Genomic DNA, 18,611 nt, shown 5'->3' on the forward strand with positions numbered 1-18,611 from the left:
TGAGGGCGCTCTCCGCGCAGCTGCGCATGGCCCGGCTGCGGGCCGGTCAGGGGCTGCCGGTCCAGCCGCCGAAGCGGCACTTCGTCTTCTCCGGGCCCTCCGGCACGGGCAAGACCACGGTGGCGCGCATCCTCGGCCGCGCCTTCTACGCGCTGGGCCTGCTGGGCGGGGACCACCTGGTCGAGGCCCAGCGCGCCGACCTGGTGGGCGAGTATTTGGGGCAGACCGCCGTCAAGGCGAACGAGCTCATCGACTCGGCGCTGGGCGGTGTGCTGTTCGTCGACGAGGCGTACGCGCTCTCCAACTCCGGCTACACGAAGGGCGACGCGTACGGCGACGAGGCGCTCCAGGTGCTGCTCAAGCGCGCCGAGGACAACCGGGACCAGCTCGTGGTGATCCTGGCCGGCTATCCGGAGGGGATGGACCGGCTGCTGGCGGCCAACCCGGGGCTCTCCTCCCGTTTCACCACCCGGGTGGACTTCCCCAGCTACCGCCCGCTGGAGCTGACGGCGATCGGCGAGGTGCTGGCCGCCGACAACGGCGACGTGTGGGACGAAGAGGCGCTGGAGGAGCTGCGCAGCATCAGCGGCCACGTCGTCGAGCAGGGCTGGATCGACGAGCTGGGCAACGGCCGCTTCCTGCGCACCCTCTACGAGAAGAGCTGCGCCTACCGCGATCTGCGGCTCTCCGGCTACACGGGCACACCCACCAGGGACGACCTGGCGACCCTGCGGTTGCCCGACCTCATGCAGGCGTACGGGGAGGTGCTGTCGGGGCGGGGTCCGGACGGCCCTCGTCCCGGCCCGCAGCCGCCCGGCTGAGGCCGAACGGCTGCGGGAGGCTCAGCGCCGCGGGCGGCGTGCGCTCGGCGTGCGCGGGATCGTGGACCTCGCCGACGAGCATCTCCAGCACGTCCTCCAGGGCGGCCACGCCCAGGATCCGCCCCTCGGCGTCCGCGACGGCCGCCAGGTGGGAGGCGCCGGCCCGCATCGCGGTGAGCGCGTCGTCCAGCGGCAGCTGGCCGGGCAGCGTGGCCATGGGCCGCCACAGCCGCGGCGGCACCGCGCTGTCGCTCTCCTCCAGGTCGAGGACGTCCTTGACGTGGAGGTAGCCGAGGAAGCCGCCGTCCTCGGCACGCACGGGGAAGCGCGAGTATCCGGTGCCCACGGTCAGTGCCTCCACCTCGCGCGGGGTGACCCCGGGCCCGACGGTGACCAGGTCGGTGCCGCCCAGCAGCACCTCGGTCAGCGGTCTTGAGCCCAGTTCCAGCGCGTCGGCGAGCCGTTCGTGCTCGTCGGCCTCCAGCAGTCCGGCCTGCCGCGAGTCGGCCACCAGCCGGTTGAGCTGCTCGCTGGTGAAGACCGCCTCGACCTCGTCCTTCGGCTCGACGCGGAAGAGGCGCAGCACCACGGTGGCGCAGGCCCCCAGGGCGGCGGTGACCGGACGGGTGAGCCGCGCGAAGGCCACCAGCGCGGGCCCCAGCCACAGCGCGGTGCGCTCGGGCGCCGCCATGGCCAGGTTCTTGGGCACCATCTCGCCCACCACCAGGTGGAAGAAGACGACGACGGCCAGCGCGATGACGTATCCGGCGGGATGGATCAGCGCGTGCGGCATCCGCAGGGCGTGGAAGACGGGCTCCAGCAGGTGTGCCAGCGTCGGTTCGGCCACGGCGCCCAGCGTCAGCGAGCACACCGTGATGCCGAACTGCGCGGCGGCCATCATCTGCGGCAGCGTCTCCAGCCCCCGCAGCACCCGCCGGGCCCGTGCCGAGCCCTGGGCGGCCAGCGGTTCGATCTGGCTGCGGCGTACGGAGACGAGCGCGAACTCGGCGCCGACGAAGAAGCCGTTGCCGAGCACCAGCAGTGCGGCGAACAGCAGTTGCAGGGCGCTCATCGTGCCGCCGCCTCCACGCCGCGCACGGCCCGCACGGGTTCGGCCCGGCCGCGGTCCGGGGCGATGACGCGGACCCGTTCGGCCCGGTGGTGGGCCACGTGCCGGACCCGCAGCTGCCACCGCGCCGGCTCCTGGCCGTCGCCCTGGTCCACCGTCAGCTGCGCCGTGTCGCCGGGCACGGGAATGCGCCCCAGCAGGTCCGCGACCAGCCCGGCCACGGTCTCGTACGGCCCCTCGGGCACTTCCAGGCCGATGCGGCGCAGCTGGCCGACGCGGCAGCCGCCGTCGGCCTCCCAGGCCGGGCGGCCCTCCGCTTCGGGCGCCACGGGGGCGAGTTCGGGCAGTTCGTCGTAGAGCTGTCCGTCGTGCTCGTCCCGCACCTCGCCGACGATCTCCTCGACGATGTCCTCCAGCGTCACCACGCCCGCGGTGCCGCCGTACTCGTCGACGACGACGGCGATGGGCTGTTCGCTGCGCAGCCGCGCCAGCAGCGGCCTGACCGGAAGCGACTGCGGGACGAGCAGCGCGGGTACGGCGACGCGCAGCACGGGCGTGCGCAGGCGCCGGTGCGCGGGGACGGCGAGGGCGTCCTTGAGGTGGACCATGCCGACGACCTCGTCCAGCGTGTTCTGGTAGACGGGGAACCGGGAGAGCCCGGTGGCGCGGGTCAGGTTGAGCACGTCCTGCGCGGTGGCCTGCGTCTGGAGGGCGCTGACCCGCACGCGCGGTGTCATCACCTGCTGCGCGGTCAGCCCGCCGAGCCCGAGGGTGCGCACGAACAGGTCGGCGGTGCCTGGTTCCAGGGCGCCGGCCCGCGCCGAGTGGTGCGCCAGCGAGACGAGTTCGCCCGGCGTGCGGGCGGAGGCCAGCTCCTCGGCGGGCTGGACGCCGAAGAGGCGCACCACGCGGTTGGCCGCGGCGTTCAGCAGGGCGATCACCGGGCGGAAGAGGCGGGAGAAGAGCCGCTGCGGCCCGGCGACGAACCGGGCCACCGCCAGCGGCCGGGAGACCGCCCAGTTCTTGGGGACGAGTTCGCCGACGACCATCTGCACGGCGGAGGCGGTCAGCATGCCGGCGGCGACGGCCACGCCGCCGACCGCGCCGAGCGGCAGCCCCGCGGCGGTGAGCGGGCCGGCCAGCAGCCGGGCCAGCGCCGGTTCGGCCAGCATGCCGGTGACGAGGGAGGTGAGGGTGATGCCCAGTTGCGTACCGGACAGTTGGAAGGACAGCTCGCGCAGGGCGCGGACGACGGTGCGGGCCTGGCGGTCGCCGTGGGCGGCGGCGCGCTCGGCCTCGGCCTTCTCGACGGTGACGAGCCCGAACTCCGCCGCGACGAAGAAGCCGTTGGCGAGGATGAGCAGGAACGCCACGCCGAGCAGCAGGAGCGGGAGGGTCATGCCGCGCCCCCGGGTGCGGGGATCACGGCGCTCGTACTACAGGACGATCCGTCCATCGCTGGTGGTGGTCACTCCTCGGGTCGCAGGTGCCCGCAGAGCGCGGGGCGGCTCATGCCGGTGGGAACAGAGTAGACACTGCGCCTCACCCCGCGAAGACGCGCTGCACCGCGCCGGGGTTCACCTTCCGGGGGAGTCCGCCGTGCCGTCGGGGGCGCCCTCGCGCGGGCCGCCCTGGTCGACGAGGGCGCGCAGGGCGCGTGCCTGGGCGAGGGCCTGCCGCTTGGCGATGCCGGGCTGGATGCCCATGGCGGGCAGGCTGGTGCCGTCGGACAGGTCGAGGGAGACCCAGGGGTCGCCGGGGCGCAGCCGGACGGCGAGGATCTGCGCCCAGACCAGGCGGCGCCTGGTCGTCAGGTTGACGACCGTGACCCCGTCGGCCTCCACGGTCACCCGGGGGCGGCTCAACAGCACCAGGACGGCGAGGAAGAGCGCGGCGGTGACGATGAAGCTGGCCCGCTCACCGCCGCCCATCCGCAGCATCAGCGAGACGGCGGTGAGGACGACGAACACGGCGACGCCGACCGTCAGCAGCACCACCCGCGTGCGGGTGGGCCGGAACGTGACGGGCAGCGCGGGCACTTCGGCGGCGGCCACGGCGTCGCCGGCCCGGCCGCTGGTGTCAGGAGTGTCGGTCATGCGGTTCGCTCCGGTCACAGACGGCAGGCGTGGATGCCCGTGGTCAGGATGGCGCGGGCCCCCAGCTCGTAGAGGTCGTCCATGATCCGCTGGGCCTCCGTGGTGCGGACCATGGAGCGGACGGCGACCCATCCCTGGTCGTGCAGCGGGGAGATGGTCGGCGACTCCAGACCCGGGGTGAGGGCGACGGCCTCCTCCAGGTGCTCGGCGCGGATGTCGTAGTCCATCATCACGTAGCTGCGGGCCACCAGGACGCCCTGGAGGCGGCGCAGGAACTGCTGCACCTTGGGGGTGTCCGGGTCGGCGCCGGTGCGCCGGATGACGACGGCCTCCGACTGGAGGATGGGCTCGCCCACGACCTCCAGGCCCGCGTTGCGCAGCGAGGTGCCCGTCTCCACCACGTCCGCGATCACCTGGGCGACGCCCAGTTCGATGGCCGTCTCCACGGCGCCGTCGAGGTGGACGACGGAGGCGTCGATGCCCTTGTCCGCCAGGTGCTTGGCGACCAGCCCCTCGTAGGAGGTGGCGACGGTCAGCCCGCTCAGGTCCTCGGCCGAGGAGATGGTGCCGGGCTTGGCGGCGTAGTGGAAGGTGGAGCGGGCGAAGCCCAGCGGAAGCAGTTCCTCGGCCCGCGCGCCGGAGTCCAGCAGCAGGTCGCGGCCGGTGATGCCGATGTCGAGGCGCCCGGAGCTGACGTAGATGGCGATGTCGCGGGGGCGCAGGTAGAAGAACTCCACCTCGTTGTCCGGGTCCACCAGCACGAGTTCCTTGGAGGCTTTGCGCTGCTGGTATCCGGCCTCATGCAGCATCTCCCCGGCAGGGCCGGAGAGAGAACCCTTGTTGGGGACGGCGATGCGCAGCATGAGGGAGCTTCCTTTGTTCGTCAGCGGTGCGGAGAGGGTGCCGAGCGGGGTGCTCGCGGGGAGGGGGCCGCTCAGAGGTGAGCGTATACGTCGTCGAGGGAGATGCCCTTGGCGGCCATGAGCACCTGGAGATGGTAGAGGAGCTGGGAGATCTCCTCGGCCGTACGCGTATTCCCCTCGTACTCGGCGGCCATCCAGACCTCGGCGGCCTCCTCCACGATCTTCTTCCCGATGGCGTGCACGCCCTGCGCGGCGAGCTCGGCGGTGCGGGAGGTGGCGGGGTCGCCGTGGACGGCCTTGTGCTCCAGCTCGGCGAAGAGCTGCTCGAATGTCTTGTTCGCCATGGTGTCTGACACCCTACGCGGTCGCGGGCTCCCCTCAGCGCCAGGGTTCGGCGACGGTCCGCAGCGCCGCGGCCGTGGCCACCGCCGCGGTGACGGCCTCATGTCCCTTGTCCTCCGCGGACCCGGGCAGGCCCGCGCGGGCGAGCGCCTGCTGGTCGTCGTCGCAGGTCAGGACGCCGAAGCCGACGGGGACGCCGGTGCGGACGGCCACCTCGGTGAGGCCCTGGGTGACGCCTTGGCACACATAGTCGAAGTGCGGGGTGCCGCCCCGGATGACGACGCCGAGTGCGACGATCGCGTCATAGCCCCGGTCGGCAAGGACCTTGGCGACGACGGGCAGCTCGAAGCTGCCGGGGACACGCAGCAGGGTCGGCTCGTCGATGCCCAGCTCGCGCAGCGCCCGCAGGGCGCCGTCGACCAGGCCGTCCATCACCTGCTGGTGCCACTGCGCCGCCACCACGGCGACCCGCAGGTCCTGGCAGTTCTTGACGGTCAGTTCGGGTGCGCCCTTGCCGCTCACGGTGGCTCCTCGTGCTGTGCGTGGTGACTGGTGTGTGTACTGGTTGTCGCTGGTGCTGTGCCGGTAGCGGGTACCGGTACCGGGCCCCCGGCCGTTCCCCGCGGGGGCGGTAGGTCACTGGCTGCCGCAGGGCGAGGTGCGGTCCGCGTCCAGCCAGGGCAGGTCGTGACCCATCCGGTCACGCTTGGTGCGCAGGTAGCGCAGGTTGTGCTCCCCCGCCTGTACGGGCATCGGCTCCCGCCCGGTGACGCGGAGCCCGTGGCGGAGCAGCGCGGCGGTCTTGTCCGGGTTGTTGGTCATCAGCCGCAGGGAGCGCACGCCCAGGTCGGAGAGGATCCGCGCGGCCGCGGTGTAGTCGCGCGCGTCCGCGGGCAGGCCCAGTTCGAGGTTGGCGTCCAGGGTGTCGCGGCCCTGCTCCTGCAGCTCGTAGGCGCGCAGTTTGGACAGCAGGCCGATGCCCCGGCCCTCGTGGCCGCGCAGGTACAGGACGATGCCCCGGCCCTCCCGCTGCACACGTTCGAGCGAGGCGTCCAGCTGCGGTCCGCAGTCGCAGCGCTGCGAGCCGAAGACGTCACCCGTCAGGCACTCGGAGTGCACCCGCACCAGGACGTCCTCGCCGCCGACGGCTCCCTCCCGCTCGCCGGGGCCGGCGATGTCGCCGACGACCAGCGCGATGTGCTCCACACCGTCGACGGTGGAGCGGTAGCCGTAGGCGCGGAACTCGCCGTGCCGGGTGGGCAGCCTCGTCGTGGCCTCGCGGCGCACGGTGGGTTCGGCGGAGCGGCGGTAGGCGATCAGGTCCTCGATGGAGATGATCCGCAGCCCGTGCTTGCGCGCGAACGGCACCAGTTCGGGCAGCCGCAGCATGGCGCCGTCCTCGCCGGCGATCTCGACGATGGCGGCGGCGGGCCGCAGCCCGGCGAGCCGGGCCAGGTCCACGCCCGCCTCGGTGTGGCCGGCGCGGGCGAGGACCCCGCCCGGCCTGGCCCGCAGCGGGAAGGCGTGCCCGGGGCGGACGAAGTCCTCGGCGCCGGCCTCGGCGCTGGCCAGCAGCCGTATGGTGGCGGCCCGGTCGGCGGCGGAGATGCCGGTGGTGACGCCGTGCGCGCCCGTCGCGTCCACGGAGACGGTGAAGGCGGTGCCCATGGACTCGGTGTTGTCCGCGACCATCTGCGGCAGGGCCAGCCGGTCGAGGTCGGCGGCCTCCATGGGGGTGCAGATCAGCCCCCGGCACTCGCTCATCATGAAGGCGACGATCTCGGGGGTGATCAGCTCGGCCGCCACCACGAGGTCGCCCTCGTTCTCCCGGCTCTCGTCGTCCACGACCACGACCGGGCGGCCCTCGCCGATGTCGCGGACCGCCTCCTCGACGGGGTCGAGCGCGAGGGCGAGCGCCTCGCCGGCGGCGTCCGGTCCGGGGATGCCGGGGACGCGCGGCGCGGGAGGCGCGTCGTACCGGTCGGGAAGCGCGGTCATGGGCGGGCTCCTTCCATTGCGGTGCGCTGCGGTGGCGTCCGCCGGTTCACAGCGCGGCTCCGGCCCCGGGCAGGGCGGGCTCGGTGCGGGCGGCCAGGGCGCGGGCGTCGCTGCGGGAGCGCTGCCACCAGGCACGCAGGCCCCACAGGACGAGGCCGAGGTAGACGACGTAGACGAGGGCGGAGAAGGCCAGCCCGCTGTGGAAGGCGAGTGGCACTCCGACCACGTCGACCAGCAGCCAGGCGAACCAGAACTCCACCAGGCCGCGCGCCTGGGCGACCATCGCCGTCAGCGTGCCCACGAAGATGTAGGCGTCCGCCCACGGGCTCCACGAGAGGGCGGGGACGAGGGTGAAGAGGGTGCCCACGGCGACGGTGCCCAGGGCGGTGCCCAGTGCCAGCACGCCGCGCTCGCGCCAGGTGGCGAACCGGACGGCGATGGAGCCGTCCTGCGCCTTCCGGTGGCCGCGCCGCCACTGGTACCAGCCCCACACCGCCACGGTGATGACCAGCAGCTGCTTGCCGACACCGCCCGCCAGGTGCGCGTACGCGAAGGCGCCGACGAGGACGAGCCCCGACAGCAGCTGTGCGGGCCAGGTGACTATGGAGCGCCGCCAGCCGAAGGCGAGGGCGAGCAGGCCGATGCTGTTGCCCAGCATGTCGGACCAGATGACGTGCTGGCCGAAGGCGGTGAACGCCTCGCTGTTGAGCCACTGGAAGACGTTCACCGCAGGACTTCCTTCGCCGCCTGTGCCGCCTCCTGCCGCGCCTGCCCCTGCGCGCCGGCGCCCTGCGCGGAAGCGCCCAGCAGCCGCTCGACGTACTTGGCCAGCACGTCGACCTCCAGGTTGACCGGGTCGCCGGGCTGCTTGGTGCCGAGGGTGGTGAGCGCAAGGGTGGTCGGGATGAGGGAGACCGTGAAGTGGTCGCCGGCGGCCTCGACCACGGTGAGGCTGACACCGTCCACGGTGATGGAGCCCTTCTCCACCAGGTACCGGCCCAGCCCGTCGGGCAGCGCGATCGTCAGGTCGGTGCCGCTGTCGGCGTCGCGGCGGGCGGTGAGGGTGCCCGTGCCGTCCACGTGGCCCTGGACGAGGTGGCCGTCGAGCCGCCCGCCCAGCGCCAGGGGGCGCTCCAGGTTGACGGGCGAGCCCACGCGGAGCGCGCCGAGGCTGGAGCGGTGCAGGGTCTCGGCCATGACGTCGGCGGTGAACTCGCCCTCACTCGTCTCGACGACGGTCAGGCACACGCCGTTGACGGCGATCGAGTCGCCGTGCCGCGCGTCCGCGGTGACGCGCGGTCCGCGCAGCCGCAGCCGGGCCGACTCGCCGCGGTCCTCGACGGCGACGACCTCGCCCAGCTCTTCCACGATTCCGGTGAACACTCAGGACTCCTCGGACTGCTCGGTCAGCTCGGACTGCTCGGTCTGGTGGGACGGTTCGGCGCCGGCCGGGTCGGCGGACCCTGTCGGTTCGGTGTGCCCTGCCGGATCGGCCGGCCCGGCCGCGGCGGCGTGTGCCGTCCCGGACGCCGTGGGGCCCACCGCGGTGATCCGCAGGTCGGGGCCGATGCGCACGCTGTCGCTCACGGTGAGCCGCAACGCCTGCGCGATGGTGCTGATTCCGGCCTCCCCCAGCGCGGGCGGCCCCGCGCCCAGCAGTACGGGGGCGAGATAGCCGACCACCCGGTCCACCAGCCCGGCGGCGACGAAGGCGCCCGCGAGCGTGGCACCGCCCTCCAGCAGCACGGAGCGCACCCCCCGCTCGCACAGGGCCGTCAGCAGCGCGGACAGGTCGAGCCCCGCCGCGCCCTCGGCGGCCCGGGGCAGCCGCAGCAGCCCGGCGGAGCCCCCGGCGCCCCGCAGCGCGGCCTCGAGCGCGGCGGTGTCCGCGTCCTGGGCGACGGCGACGAGGGTGGGGGCGACGGCGTCGAGAACCCGCGCTCCGGGCCTGACGACGGCGGCCTCGGTGTCCACGACGACGCGCAGCGGCTGGACCGCGCCCGGAACGTCCCGTACGGCCAGGTGCGGGTCATCGGTGCGGGCCGTCCCGGAGCCGACGAGGACGGCGTCGGACTCGGCGCGCAGCCGGTGCACGTCGGCGCGGGCCTCGGCGGAGGTGATCCAGCGGCTGGAGCCGTCGGCGGCGGCGGTGCGCCCGTCGAGGGTGGCGGCGTACTTCCACGTCACGTAGGGGCGGCCGTGCAGGACGGAGGTCAGCCACGCCACGTTGCCCGCGGCGGCCTCCTCGGCCAGCAGCCCGCCCTCGACGTCGATACCGGCGGCGGCCAGGGTGCGGGCGCCGCCGGCCGCACGGGGGCTGGGGTCGCGAACGGCGTAGACGACGCGGGAGACACCCGCGTCGATGAGGGCCTGCGCGCAGGGGCCGGTGCGCCCGGTGTAGTCGCAGGGTTCGAGGGTGACCACGGCGGTGCCGCCGCGGGCGTCGTCACCCGCCTCGGCCAGGGCGTGGATCTCGGCGTGCGGCCCGCCGGCGCGCTGGTGCCAGCCCTCGCCCACAGTGCGTCCCGCCTGGTCGAGGATGACGCAGCCGACGACCGGGTTGGGGCTGGTGGAGCCGAGTCCGCGGGCCGCGAGGACGAGGGCGCGGCGCATCGCCTCGCGCTCCGCCTGCGGCGCGGACGGCGCCTGGGGATGGGGGGCCACCGGGTCCTCCTGCCTCTTCGGGCACGGACTCCGGGGCTGCTGCGGGACGAGGGACGGACGCGCTCCGGGTGCACACCAGTCCGAACGGAGGGGCCCGCTCCGGTTCTGTCGCCCGGAGGGGACCGCCGCACGGCGGTGTACCGTCGCGGTCCGCCGCGCACTGCCTCCCATCCGGACTTTCACCGTCGGTCCAGGAATCTCACCTGGTCAACCGGCCACTGGATGCGGCCGGGTCGCGGACTGTAACCGCCGGTTCGGACTTTCACCGACCCCGGAGTGCGCTGACGTCACTGGTACCCGTCCAGTCTGCCACGCGGGGGTGGGGGCTGTGCGACCGGAGCCTGTGGGCTGACTCACAGCGGCCGCAGCCGGGCCCTCGCGTTTCCGGGCACGCACGCGTTCGAGCGCCCCGCGGGCGGGGCACGATCAGCGCACGGGGCCGCGCTCGGGCGGGTCCGGCAACGGGACGGACGGCAGGCACCACGAGGTGCGGGCGCGGCGCGGCAGGGAGACGGCATGCGAGCGGGCGACGAAAAGTCCCAGGCGCGGGCCGGTACGGGGGCGGCCGACGCGGGGACCGGCCCCAAAACCGCGGGAGGTTCCGGAACGGGGTCGTCCAGGGACGAGGCCGGTTCGGGGACCGAGGTCGGTTCCGGGAGCGGGATCGGTTCGGGGACCGGGGCCGGGGCCGGTTCCGGGGCCGGAGCTGAGACCGGTTCCGGTGGCTCCTCCCCCGGCGGTGCCGTGGACGGGGCGCCGGAGGCTCCCCGGCCCGGCCCCGGCCCGAGGCACCCGGCGGGACGGGCGGCGGAGGAGGAGCAGGCCCGGCCGGAGGGCGACCGGACGGAGGGCAACCGGACAGAGCAGGCCCGGCCGGAGAAGGCCCGGACGGAGCGGGCCGAGGACGCGGCCACCGCGCTCGTCCGCACCCCTCCCAGCCGACCGGTGCGCCCCGCGCGGGTCGCGCGGGTCGCCGTCTCCGTCGTCTTCGCGGTGCACGGGACGGCCAGCGGGACGTTCGCCACCCGCATCCCGTGGCTGCGCGAGCACCTGGACCTGGGCCCCGGCTGGCTGGGGCTCGCCCTGGTCTTCATGACCGCCGGGGCCACCGCCGCCATGCCCCTCTCGGCCCGGCTGGCCCACCGGTACGGTCCGCGGCGCGCCCTCGCCTCGGTCTCCCTGGCCTGCTGCGCGGGCCTGGTGCTGCCGCCGCTGGCCCCCGCGCTGGGGTGGCTGTGCCTGTCCCTGTTCCTGTACGGGTGCGGGCTCGGGCTGATGGACGTGGCGATGAACGCCCAGGGCGTGCGGGTCGAGGAGGCGTACGGGCGCTCGGTGATGTCGGGGCTGCACGGGCTGTGGAGCGTGGGGACGCTGGTGGGCGGCGCGGGCGGGGCCGTGGCCGCGCACGCGGGGCTGGACGCGCGACTGCACCTCGCCCTCACCGCCCCGCTGCTCGCCGCCGTCGCGGTGCTCGCCGCCCGCTGGACACCCGGTGACGAGCCGGCCTCCGCCGACGGACGGCCCACGTCCGCGCCGGCACCCGCGCCGGCTCCGGCTCCGGCTCCGGCTCCGGCTCCGGCTCCGGCCGAGGGTGAAGCCGAGGCGCCTCCCCGGTTCGCCCTGCCCACGCGCGGAGTTCTCGCCATCGGACTGCTCGGTTTCTGCGCGGTCTTCGCCGAGGGCGCCTCCATGGACTGGTCCGGCATCTACCTCGCGGACGTGACGGGAGCCGAACCCGGGCTCGCCGCCTCGGCGTACACGGCGTTCGCCTGCACCATGGCGCTGGCCCGGCTGTCGGGCGACGCGGTGGTGCGGCGCCTCGGCCCGGTCACGACGGTACGGGCCGGGGGCGTGCTCGCCTCGCTGGGCGCCGCGCTGGTCGTCGTCGCGCACACGCCCCCGGCGGCGGTGGCGGGGTTCGCGCTGATCGGCATCGGCATCGCGGTGGTCGTCCCGCTCTGCTTCGCCGCCGCCGGCCGTACGACGGCCGCCGCGCCCGGCCAGGCCATCGCGGGCGTGGCCACCCTCGCCTACGCCTCCGGACTGGCCGCCCCCGCGATCGTCGGCTGGATCGCGGAGACGACGACGCTGTCCTTCTCCTTCGGCGTCGTCACCGCTCTCCTCCTCGGCCTGGTGGCCACCGCGCACGTGCTGCGCACCTGACCTGGGAAACGGCTGGGAAACGGCTGGGAAAAGGGCGTCGCCAGGCGAATTAGGATGTGGGCCGATCAGAATCGGCCACAGAACAGAGCAGGAGCGATCATGGGCGGGCTCGGCGTGCGGTGGAAGGTGCACGGCGACGGGCGCGTCCCGGCGCCCGGCGCGGTGGTACGGCCCGACGAGCGCCTCTCCTGGCCCCGCACCGCCGGCCTGGGCGCCCAGCACGTGGTGGCGATGTTCGGCGCCAGTTTCGTGGCACCGGTGCTCATGGGCCTCGACCCGAACCTGGCCATCATGATGTCCGGGTTCGCGACGATGCTCTTCCTGCTCGCGACCCGCGGCCGGGTGCCCAGCTATCTGGGCTGCAGCCTCTCCTTCGTGGGGGTGGCCGCCACCATCCGCGGCCAGGGCGGCGGCAGCGCCGCGGTGACCGGCGCCATCCTGGTGGTGGGCGCCGTGCTCGTCCTCGTCGGCCTGGCCGTGCGGAAGTTCGGCGCCCGCGTCATCCACGCGGCGATGCCCCCGGTGGTGACGGGCGCGGTCGTCATGCTGATCGGCTTCAACCTGGCGCCCGTCACGGCCGCCACCTACTGGCCGCAGGACCAGTGGACGGCCCTGCTGACGATGCTGCTGACGGGGTTCGCCGTGGTGTGCCTGCGCGGCTTCTGGTCACGCATCGCCATTTTCCTGGGGCTGGTCGCCGGGTATCTGATGTCGTGGGCGTTCGACGCCGTCTTCGGCCGGATCCACTCGCCGGACGCGAGCGGCAGGACGGTGGACCACTGGCGGCTGGACCTGTCGGGTGTGGGCAAGGCGGACTGGTTCGGGCTGCCGTCCGTGCACGGGCCGGGCTTCACCTGGCCGGCGGTCCTGGTGGCGCTCCCGGTGGTGATCGCGCTGGTGGCCGAGAACGCCGGGCACGTGAAGGCCGTGGGCGAGATGACGGACGACCCGCTCGACGACAAGCTCGGCACGGCGATCTCCGCCGACGGGGTCGGCAGCGTCCTGTCCACGGCGTTCGGCGGCCCGGCCACCACCACGTACTCGGAGAACATCGGCGTGATGGCCGCGACGCGCGTCTACTCGACGGCCGCGTACTGGGCCGCCGCGTGCTTCGCGCTGCTGTTCGGGCTGTGCCCCAAGTTCGGCGCCGTCGTCGCGGCCGTCCCCGGCGGGGTGCTCGGCGGCATCACCGTGATCCTCTACGGCATGATCGGCCTGCTCGGCGCGCAGATCTGGATCAACAACGGCGTCGACATGCGCAACCCGCTCAACCTCGTGCCGGTGGCCGCGGGCATCATCATCGGAATCGGCGGCGTCACCCTGAAGTTCACCGACTCCTTCGAGCTGGGCGGCATCGCGCTGGGCACCCTCGTCGTGCTGACCGGCTACCACGTCCTCAAGGCGCTGGCGCCGCCGCACCTGAAGGCCCAGGAGCCGCTCCTGGACGAAGGCACCAGCGCCTACGACGAGCCGGAGGCGGACGGCGGCAAGGGCTGAGCGGCCCCGGCGGGCGCGGCCAGTTCGAAGTACCGCACCCGGTGGTCCTCCCCCACCTCCCGCATGCCGACGGCCCGCATCACGCGCTGGGAGGCGAGGTTGCCGAGGTCGGCGTCGGCCTTGACGAGGGTGACGCCGCGGGACCAGGCGAAGTCGAGCAGTGCGCGCAGCGCCTCGGAGGCGTAACCCCGGCCGCGCACCGAGGCGTTGAGGGAGTAGCCGATGGTGACGGTGCCGTCCGCGTCGGGCACCCGGTTGAAGCCCAGGCCGCCGACGGCACGTCCGTCCAAGCGGCGGCGTATCTCGTAGTTGCCGAAGGGGCGCGGGTCTCCCGTGGTGGCACAGGCCTTCAGCAGGTCGGTGGCGCCCTCCACGTCCATGGCGTCGGGGTACTCGGGGCCCCACAGGTCTCCCTCGCCGGGTTTCCCCGCAACGATCCGCTCGGCTTCCTCGGGCGTCATCGCGTGCAGTACCAGCCGGGCGGTGCGCAAGTCGGTCATGCCCGGTGGCGTATCACACGGGCCTGCCGTACCGCACGCGAATAACCGCCGCCGGGCGCCCGCGCGCCGCCGCGGCGTCCTCCGTCCGGGGGCCGTACGGTGCGGGCTGCCGCCGCCGCGGGCGGACGGCTGTCACGCTGCGGGGCATGACCTCTACGGACCAGGTTCCCGCGCAGCGCGCGGTGGCATCGGCGCCCGTCGCCGAAGTGACGGCCCGGATGCGGGAGATCGGCGCGACCCTGCCGCGTGTCGACGGGGTGGCCGTCTTCAACCGGGTGTATCTGTCGGTGACCGAGGAGCTGGAACGGCGGCTGGTCGCCGGGCACTTCGGCGACCGCCTCGCCACCGGCGAGCTGGGCACCCGGTTCGCGCGGCGCTTCCTGGACGCGGTGGACGCCGAGGCGGCGGGCCTGCGCCCGCCCTCCTGCTGGCGCCCGCTCTTCCGCTTCCGGCGCCATCCCTCCATCCACCCCCTGCAGTTCGCACTGGCGGGCATCAACGCGCACATCGGCCACGACCTCCCGCTCGCACTGGTGGACACCTGCCGGGCGCGCGGTGTGGGCCCGGAGGCGCTGGAGGCGGACTTCGAGCGGATCGGCGAGCTGCTGACCGGCCTGGAGGAGCGGATCCGCGAGGATCTGATGCCGGGCCCCGACCTGCTGGACGTGGCCGACCCGCTGACCCATCTGATCGGCAGCTGGAGCCTGGAGCGGGCGCGCTGCGGTGCCTGGGCGGCGTTCCGGGCGCTGTGGGAGCTGCGGGTCTTCGACGAGCTGCTGGAGGAGATGGCCAAAGGGCTGGACGCGACGGTCGGGATGACGGGCCGCTGCCTGCTGACACCGCTGTGGCACTGAGGGGGTGCGGGGGTGCCGGCGGCGGGAGGCACCGTTGCCGGACCGGGCGCACATCGCGTAGGCAGGGGGAGACGTCCGGTACCCGCGTGCCGGACGTGACCTGTCGGGCGTTGGGGCGCATGGAGGCGAGATGGCACTGCGACTGGGACTGGGACTGCCGCAGACCGGCACCTACGATCTGAGCACCGATGTGACGGCCGTGGCACGCGCCGCCGAGGAGGCCGGCTACGACAGCGTCTGGGTGCTGGAGCGGATCATGCGCCCGGAACAGCCCGTGGACGACATGTACCTGATCCCCGGCCAGCGGTGGTCGGAGTACTTCCGGTCGGTCTCCGACCCGCTGGTCACCCTCTCACTGGCCGCCGCCGTCACCGAACGGGTCCGGCTGGGCTCGGCCGTGCTGGTGGGTCCGCTGCACCAGCCGTTCCTGCTGGCGCGCGCCCTCGGCTCGCTGGACGCGGCCAGCGGCGGCCGGGTCGTCGCGGGGCTGGGCACCGGCTGGTCCCGGGACGAGTTCGCGGCCGCGGGCGTGGACTACGCCTCGCGCGGGGCCGCGCTGGACGAACTGCTGGACGTGTGCGCCGCCGTCTGGGGCGCGGACCCGGCCGCCTACGAGGGGGAGCGCACCCGGTTCACGCCCTCCGCCGTGGGCCCCAAGCCGGCCGGCCGCATCCCGGTGCTGCTGGCGGGCGGCACCGACCGGGCGCTGCGCCGGCTGGTGCGGCGGGCCGACGGCTGGCTGCCGTCCCTGGTCGCGAACGACCAGCTGGTCGCCACCCGCGCCCGCATCGCCGAACTGGCCCGCGAACACGGCAGGGACCCGGCGGACCTCACCATCACCCTGCGGACCTTCGTACGGGTCACCGACCGCCCGGTCGACGGGAAGCGCCGCCCCTACCAGGGCAGCGTCGAGCAGATCGTGGACGACCTGGCCTCGGCCGCCCGGGCCGGCGTGGACGAGGTGCTGCTGGACAACCAGCTCACCAGCGGCGACGCACGGGAGCTGATCGAGACCGCGAGGCTGCTGCGGGAGGCGGCGACGGAAGCGGGGCTGTAACCGCGCTCCCGCCACCGCCCCGCCTTCCCGCGGTCCCGGCCCACGCCCCGGCTCAGTCCTCGGGCAGCCGCACCGGCTCGATCTCGTCGAAGACGTCACCCGGCCCGGGGTTGGCGGGGTCGCACGAGCCGCCGAAGTGCCGCATGACGCCCCAGACGGCGTTGAGCGCGGTCTGCACGGCCCCCTCGGCCCAGCCCGCCGTCCAGGAGATGTCGTCGCCCGCCAGGAAGAGGCCACGGCGGTCGGCGGGCAGCCGGTCCTGCATGAAGTGGGTGAACAGCCGCCGCTGGTAGCGGTAGTGGCCCGGCAGGTTCGCCTTGAACGCGCCGAGGAAGTAGGGCTCGTCCTCCCAGGAGATGGTGAGCGGGTTGCCGGTGATGTGCTTGCGGATGTCGACGCCGGGATAGATCTCGCCCAGCGACTTGAGCATCACCTCCATCCGCTCGCCCGCGTCCAGCGGCAGCCACTTGAGGCTGTCGTCGCACCACGTGTAGGAGAGGCAGATGACGGCGGGCTTGTCGGGTCCGTCGTCCAGCAGGTAGGTGCCGCGGGTCATGCGGTCGGTGAGCGTCATGCTCATCGTGTCGCGGCCGGTGACCGGGTCCTTGTCCAGCCAGAACGGCCGGTCCACCGGCACGAACAGCTTCGAGGACTCCATGTAGTGGGTGCGCTCGACCGCCGTCCAGTGGTCGATGGGCAGCAGGTCGTCGTCGCAGTCGATGCGGCTGAGCAGCATCCAGGACTGGGCGGTGAAGACGGCCGCCCGGTAGGTGCGGATGTCGCCGGCCGCGTCGGTGACGGTCACGCGGTTGCCCGCCGTACGGTGCAGCCGGGTGACGGCCGGGCGCGGCTCGCCGTTCGGGTGCAGCGTGGCCAGGCTGGTGCCCTGCGGCCAGTGGACGAGCTTGTCCGGCGCGCGTTCCCACAGCCTGAGCGGCAGCTGCTGGCAGCCGCCGACGACGCCGCGGTGGTCGTCGTCGGCCCCGGTGTAGACGACGCGCAGGATCTCCAGGATGGAGTTGGGGAAGTCGGTGTCCCAGCCGCCGGTGCCGAAGCCGACCTGGCCGAAGATCTCGCGGTGCCGGAAGGAGGAGAAGGCCGGGGAGTCGCACAGGAAGCCGTAGAAGGTCTGGTTGTCGAGCTTCTCCACCAGCGCGGACCAGATCTCCCGGATGCGGGGCACGTCCCGCTCGCGTATCGCGCGCTGCATGGCGGAGAAGTCGGCGCCCTCCTCCAGGCAGGTGTTCCACGCCTCCATCACCTGGTGGTAGACGGGCGGCAGGTCCTCCAGGGTGCGCGCGTAGTGCGTCTCGCCCTTGAGGTCGACGACGGTGGAGGGGGTGTCGGGCGCCAGCGGGTTGGGGAACGGCCTGGTCTCCAGCCCGGTCAGGTCGATGTAGTGCTGGAGCGCGGTGGAGGACGGCGGGAAGCGCATGGCGCCCATCTCCGCGCGCAGTTCCGGGTCGCCGCCCTCGAAGGAGGCGGTGCGCAGCCGGCCGCCGAGCTGGTCGGCCTCGTGCACGACCGGCTTGAGCCCCATCTTCATCAGCTCGTACGCCGTCACCAGGCCCGAGAGTCCGCCGCCGATGACGGCGACCTCGGTGCCGTGCTCGGCGGGCGGTACGGCACCGAGCCCCGCCGGGTGCGCGAGGTAGTCGTCGTAGGCGAAGGGGAAGTCGGGGCCGAACATGGTCAGCGGCCGCTCGGCGCGGCCCTGGGCGTCCTGCTGCCGCTCGTCCTGCTCGTGGGCGGCCGTGGGCACGGTGGAGGTCATGGGGTGGTGCTCCTGGGGAACGGGACGTGGTCGGTGCACAGGTCGCTCCGGCCGGTGCCGGACGGTCCGGGCCGGGTCCGGCTCAGACCGGGTCAGGCTCGGGACGGGTCAGGCTCGGGACGGGTTCGGCCCGGGACGGATACAGCTCGGGGCGGCGGTCGGCCAGGTAGGGGTTGTTCTCGCGGGAGGTCCGCAGCAGCGCGGGGTCCGCGTCGGCCACCAGCACGGTGTGCGCCTCGCCGTCGGCCCGGGCCGGCACGGTGCCGTCGGGCGCGGCCAGACAGCTCAGCCCGGCGAAGTCGAACTCCCCTTCCCGGCCGGCGCGGTTGGCGTAGGCGACGTAGAGCTGGCTCTCGACGGCCCGCGCGGGGACGAGTGTCGTGGCGACGGTGTCGTACGGGCGCATCAGCGCCGTCGGCACCAGGAGCACGTCCGTGCCCGCGAGGGCGTGCGCGCGGACGGCCTCGGGGAACTCCACGTCGTAGCAGACCAGCAGGCCCAGGGTGAGCCCGTCCAGCACGGCCTGGACCGGGAGCCGGGTGCCGGGGGTGTAGTGCTCGGCCTCGTACGGGCCGTACAGGTGCGTCTTGCGGTAGTCGGCGAGGGCCCGGCCGTCGGGGCCGACGAGCCGCACGGAGTTGTGGACGGCGCCGCCCTCCCCGCGCTCCGGGTAGCCGTAGACCACCGCGACCCCGTGCCGCCGTGCGATCCGGGAGACCGCGGCGGCACTCGGACCGTCGGCGGGCTCCGCGTGCTCGGCCGGGTCGGCGAGGGCGTATCCGGTCAGGGACAGCTCGGGCGTCAGCAGCAGACGGGCGCCCCGCGCGGCGGCCTCGCGGGCCGCGTCGTCGAGGGTGTCCAGGCCGTGGGACCGGGTCTGGTGGAGGGCGATGCGCACGTCTTCGACGCTACG

At 74.1% G+C, this 18,611-nt stretch carries 18 protein-coding genes and 1 riboswitch; of the genes, 5 read left to right on the plus strand and 13 right to left on the minus strand.

Annotated elements, in window-relative coordinates:
• The coding region (locus FM076_RS04595; protein ID WP_173868648.1) for an AAA family ATPase at positions 1-821 on the plus strand (821 nt) is incomplete at its 5' end.
• Here the strand turns inward: FM076_RS04595 and FM076_RS04600 are convergent.
• The 10 genes from FM076_RS04600 to ribD all read right to left on the minus strand — a co-directional run bounded on the left by FM076_RS04600 (position 745) and on the right by ribD (position 9,802).
• Positions 745-1,893: a hemolysin family protein gene (locus FM076_RS04600; RefSeq protein WP_173868649.1), complete on the minus strand. Its 1,149-nt coding sequence runs from the start codon at positions 1,891-1,893 to the stop codon at positions 745-747. The genes FM076_RS04595 and FM076_RS04600 overlap by 77 nt on opposite strands.
• On the minus strand, positions 1,890-3,290 hold the full coding sequence (locus FM076_RS04605) for a hemolysin family protein (protein ID WP_173868650.1): 1,401 nt from the start codon (positions 3,288-3,290) through the stop codon (positions 1,890-1,892). The genes FM076_RS04600 and FM076_RS04605 overlap by 4 nt, the downstream gene beginning before the upstream one ends.
• A gap of 177 nt (positions 3,291-3,467) precedes the next feature.
• The gene (locus tag FM076_RS04610) at positions 3,468-3,986 is read right to left on the minus strand and encodes a PH domain-containing protein (protein ID WP_173868651.1); all 519 of its coding nucleotides are present in this window, start codon (positions 3,984-3,986) and stop codon (positions 3,468-3,470) included.
• A gap of 14 nt (positions 3,987-4,000) precedes the next feature.
• Complete coding sequence (hisG, locus tag FM076_RS04615; RefSeq protein ID WP_173868652.1) at positions 4,001-4,849, minus strand: ATP phosphoribosyltransferase; 849 nt, start codon at positions 4,847-4,849, stop codon at positions 4,001-4,003.
• Between the two features lie 71 nt (positions 4,850-4,920).
• Positions 4,921-5,193: a phosphoribosyl-ATP diphosphatase gene (locus tag FM076_RS04620; protein ID WP_173868653.1), complete on the minus strand. Its 273-nt coding sequence runs from the start codon at positions 5,191-5,193 to the stop codon at positions 4,921-4,923.
• A 34-nt stretch (positions 5,194-5,227) separates the two neighbouring features.
• Positions 5,228-5,713 (minus strand): 6,7-dimethyl-8-ribityllumazine synthase, encoded by a 486-nt coding sequence (gene ribH / locus FM076_RS04625; protein ID WP_173868654.1) that lies wholly within the window; start codon positions 5,711-5,713, stop codon positions 5,228-5,230.
• 114 nt (positions 5,714-5,827) lie between these two features.
• Positions 5,828-7,189 carry a bifunctional 3,4-dihydroxy-2-butanone-4-phosphate synthase/GTP cyclohydrolase II gene (locus FM076_RS04630; RefSeq protein WP_180217714.1) on the minus strand — a complete coding sequence of 454 codons (1,362 nt, stop codon included), beginning with the start codon at positions 7,187-7,189 and terminating at the stop codon, positions 5,828-5,830.
• 46 nt (positions 7,190-7,235) lie between these two features.
• Positions 7,236-7,916 (minus strand): nicotinamide mononucleotide transporter, encoded by a 681-nt coding sequence (locus FM076_RS04635; RefSeq protein WP_173868655.1) that lies wholly within the window; start codon positions 7,914-7,916, stop codon positions 7,236-7,238.
• Complete coding sequence (locus FM076_RS04640; RefSeq protein WP_173868656.1) at positions 7,913-8,572, minus strand: riboflavin synthase; 660 nt, start codon at positions 8,570-8,572, stop codon at positions 7,913-7,915. The genes FM076_RS04635 and FM076_RS04640 overlap by 4 nt, the downstream gene beginning before the upstream one ends.
• Positions 8,573-9,802 carry a bifunctional diaminohydroxyphosphoribosylaminopyrimidine deaminase/5-amino-6-(5-phosphoribosylamino)uracil reductase RibD gene (gene ribD / locus FM076_RS04645; RefSeq protein ID WP_173874511.1) on the minus strand — a complete coding sequence of 410 codons (1,230 nt, stop codon included), beginning with the start codon at positions 9,800-9,802 and terminating at the stop codon, positions 8,573-8,575. It abuts the gene before it with no gap.
• 204 nt (positions 9,803-10,006) lie between these two features.
• Positions 10,007-10,137, minus strand: a riboswitch (FMN riboswitch).
• A gap of 661 nt (positions 10,138-10,798) precedes the next feature.
• Between ribD and FM076_RS04650 the strand changes: the two genes are divergently transcribed.
• A complete protein-coding gene (locus FM076_RS04650; protein ID WP_173874512.1) occupies positions 10,799-12,016 on the plus strand; it encodes an MFS transporter in 1,218 nt (405 codons plus the stop codon).
• 99 nt (positions 12,017-12,115) lie between these two features.
• Positions 12,116-13,513 (plus strand): uracil-xanthine permease family protein, encoded by a 1,398-nt coding sequence (locus FM076_RS04655; protein WP_173868657.1) that lies wholly within the window; start codon positions 12,116-12,118, stop codon positions 13,511-13,513.
• Here FM076_RS04655 and FM076_RS04660 read toward each other — a convergent pair.
• Entirely contained in the window at positions 13,477-14,013 is a 537-nt protein-coding gene (locus tag FM076_RS04660; protein ID WP_173868658.1) for a GNAT family N-acetyltransferase, read from the minus strand. The genes FM076_RS04655 and FM076_RS04660 overlap by 37 nt on opposite strands.
• Before the next feature lie 146 nt (positions 14,014-14,159).
• On the opposite strand from FM076_RS04660, the gene FM076_RS04665 reads away from it, so the two are divergent.
• Complete coding sequence (locus FM076_RS04665; RefSeq protein ID WP_173868659.1) at positions 14,160-14,867, plus strand: DUF5995 family protein; 708 nt, start codon at positions 14,160-14,162, stop codon at positions 14,865-14,867.
• Positions 14,868-14,997: 130 nt separating this feature from the next.
• A complete protein-coding gene (locus tag FM076_RS04670; protein ID WP_173868660.1) occupies positions 14,998-15,924 on the plus strand; it encodes a TIGR03619 family F420-dependent LLM class oxidoreductase in 927 nt (308 codons plus the stop codon).
• 52 nt (positions 15,925-15,976) lie between these two features.
• On the opposite strand, the gene FM076_RS04675 is transcribed toward FM076_RS04670, so the two are convergent.
• Both FM076_RS04675 and FM076_RS04680 read right to left on the minus strand, forming a co-directional pair.
• Positions 15,977-17,698, minus strand: a complete 1,722-nt coding sequence (locus FM076_RS04675) for a flavin monoamine oxidase family protein (protein ID WP_173868661.1) — start codon at positions 17,696-17,698, stop codon at positions 15,977-15,979.
• A gap of 82 nt (positions 17,699-17,780) precedes the next feature.
• Positions 17,781-18,596 (minus strand): carbon-nitrogen hydrolase family protein, encoded by an 816-nt coding sequence (locus FM076_RS04680; protein ID WP_173868662.1) that lies wholly within the window; start codon positions 18,594-18,596, stop codon positions 17,781-17,783.
• Positions 18,597-18,611: the final 15 nt, after the last annotated feature.

The sequence above is a fragment of the Streptomyces albus subsp. chlorinus genome, assembly GCF_013302895.1.
GTDB classification, from domain to species: Bacteria; Actinomycetota; Actinomycetes; order Streptomycetales; family Streptomycetaceae; genus Streptomyces; species Streptomyces chlorinus.

Bases quoted from the DNA above. Each gene is read 5' to 3' on its own strand.
- FM076_RS04600 (WP_173868649.1), bottom strand. From the start codon at position 1,893: ATGAGCGCCCTGCAACTGCTGTTCGCCGCACTGCTGGTGCTCGGCAAC.
- FM076_RS04605 (WP_173868650.1), bottom strand. From the start codon at position 3,290: ATGACCCTCCCGCTCCTGCTGCTCGGCGTGGCGTTCCTGCTCATCCTC.
- FM076_RS04610 (WP_173868651.1), bottom strand. From the start codon at position 3,986: ATGACCGACACTCCTGACACCAGCGGCCGGGCCGGCGACGCCGTGGCC.
- hisG (WP_173868652.1), bottom strand. From the start codon at position 4,849: ATGCTGCGCATCGCCGTCCCCAACAAGGGTTCTCTCTCCGGCCCTGCC.
- FM076_RS04620 (WP_173868653.1), bottom strand. From the start codon at position 5,193: ATGGCGAACAAGACATTCGAGCAGCTCTTCGCCGAGCTGGAGCACAAG.
- FM076_RS04630 (WP_180217714.1), bottom strand. From the start codon at position 7,189: ATGACCGCGCTTCCCGACCGGTACGACGCGCCTCCCGCGCCGCGCGTC.
- ribD (WP_173874511.1), bottom strand. From the start codon at position 9,802: ATGCGCCGCGCCCTCGTCCTCGCGGCCCGCGGACTCGGCTCCACCAGC.
- FM076_RS04655 (WP_173868657.1), top strand. From the start codon at position 12,116: ATGGGCGGGCTCGGCGTGCGGTGGAAGGTGCACGGCGACGGGCGCGTC.
- FM076_RS04660 (WP_173868658.1), bottom strand. From the start codon at position 14,013: ATGACCGACTTGCGCACCGCCCGGCTGGTACTGCACGCGATGACGCCC.
- FM076_RS04665 (WP_173868659.1), top strand. From the start codon at position 14,160: ATGACCTCTACGGACCAGGTTCCCGCGCAGCGCGCGGTGGCATCGGCG.
- FM076_RS04670 (WP_173868660.1), top strand. From the start codon at position 14,998: ATGGCACTGCGACTGGGACTGGGACTGCCGCAGACCGGCACCTACGAT.
- FM076_RS04675 (WP_173868661.1), bottom strand. From the start codon at position 17,698: ATGACCTCCACCGTGCCCACGGCCGCCCACGAGCAGGACGAGCGGCAG.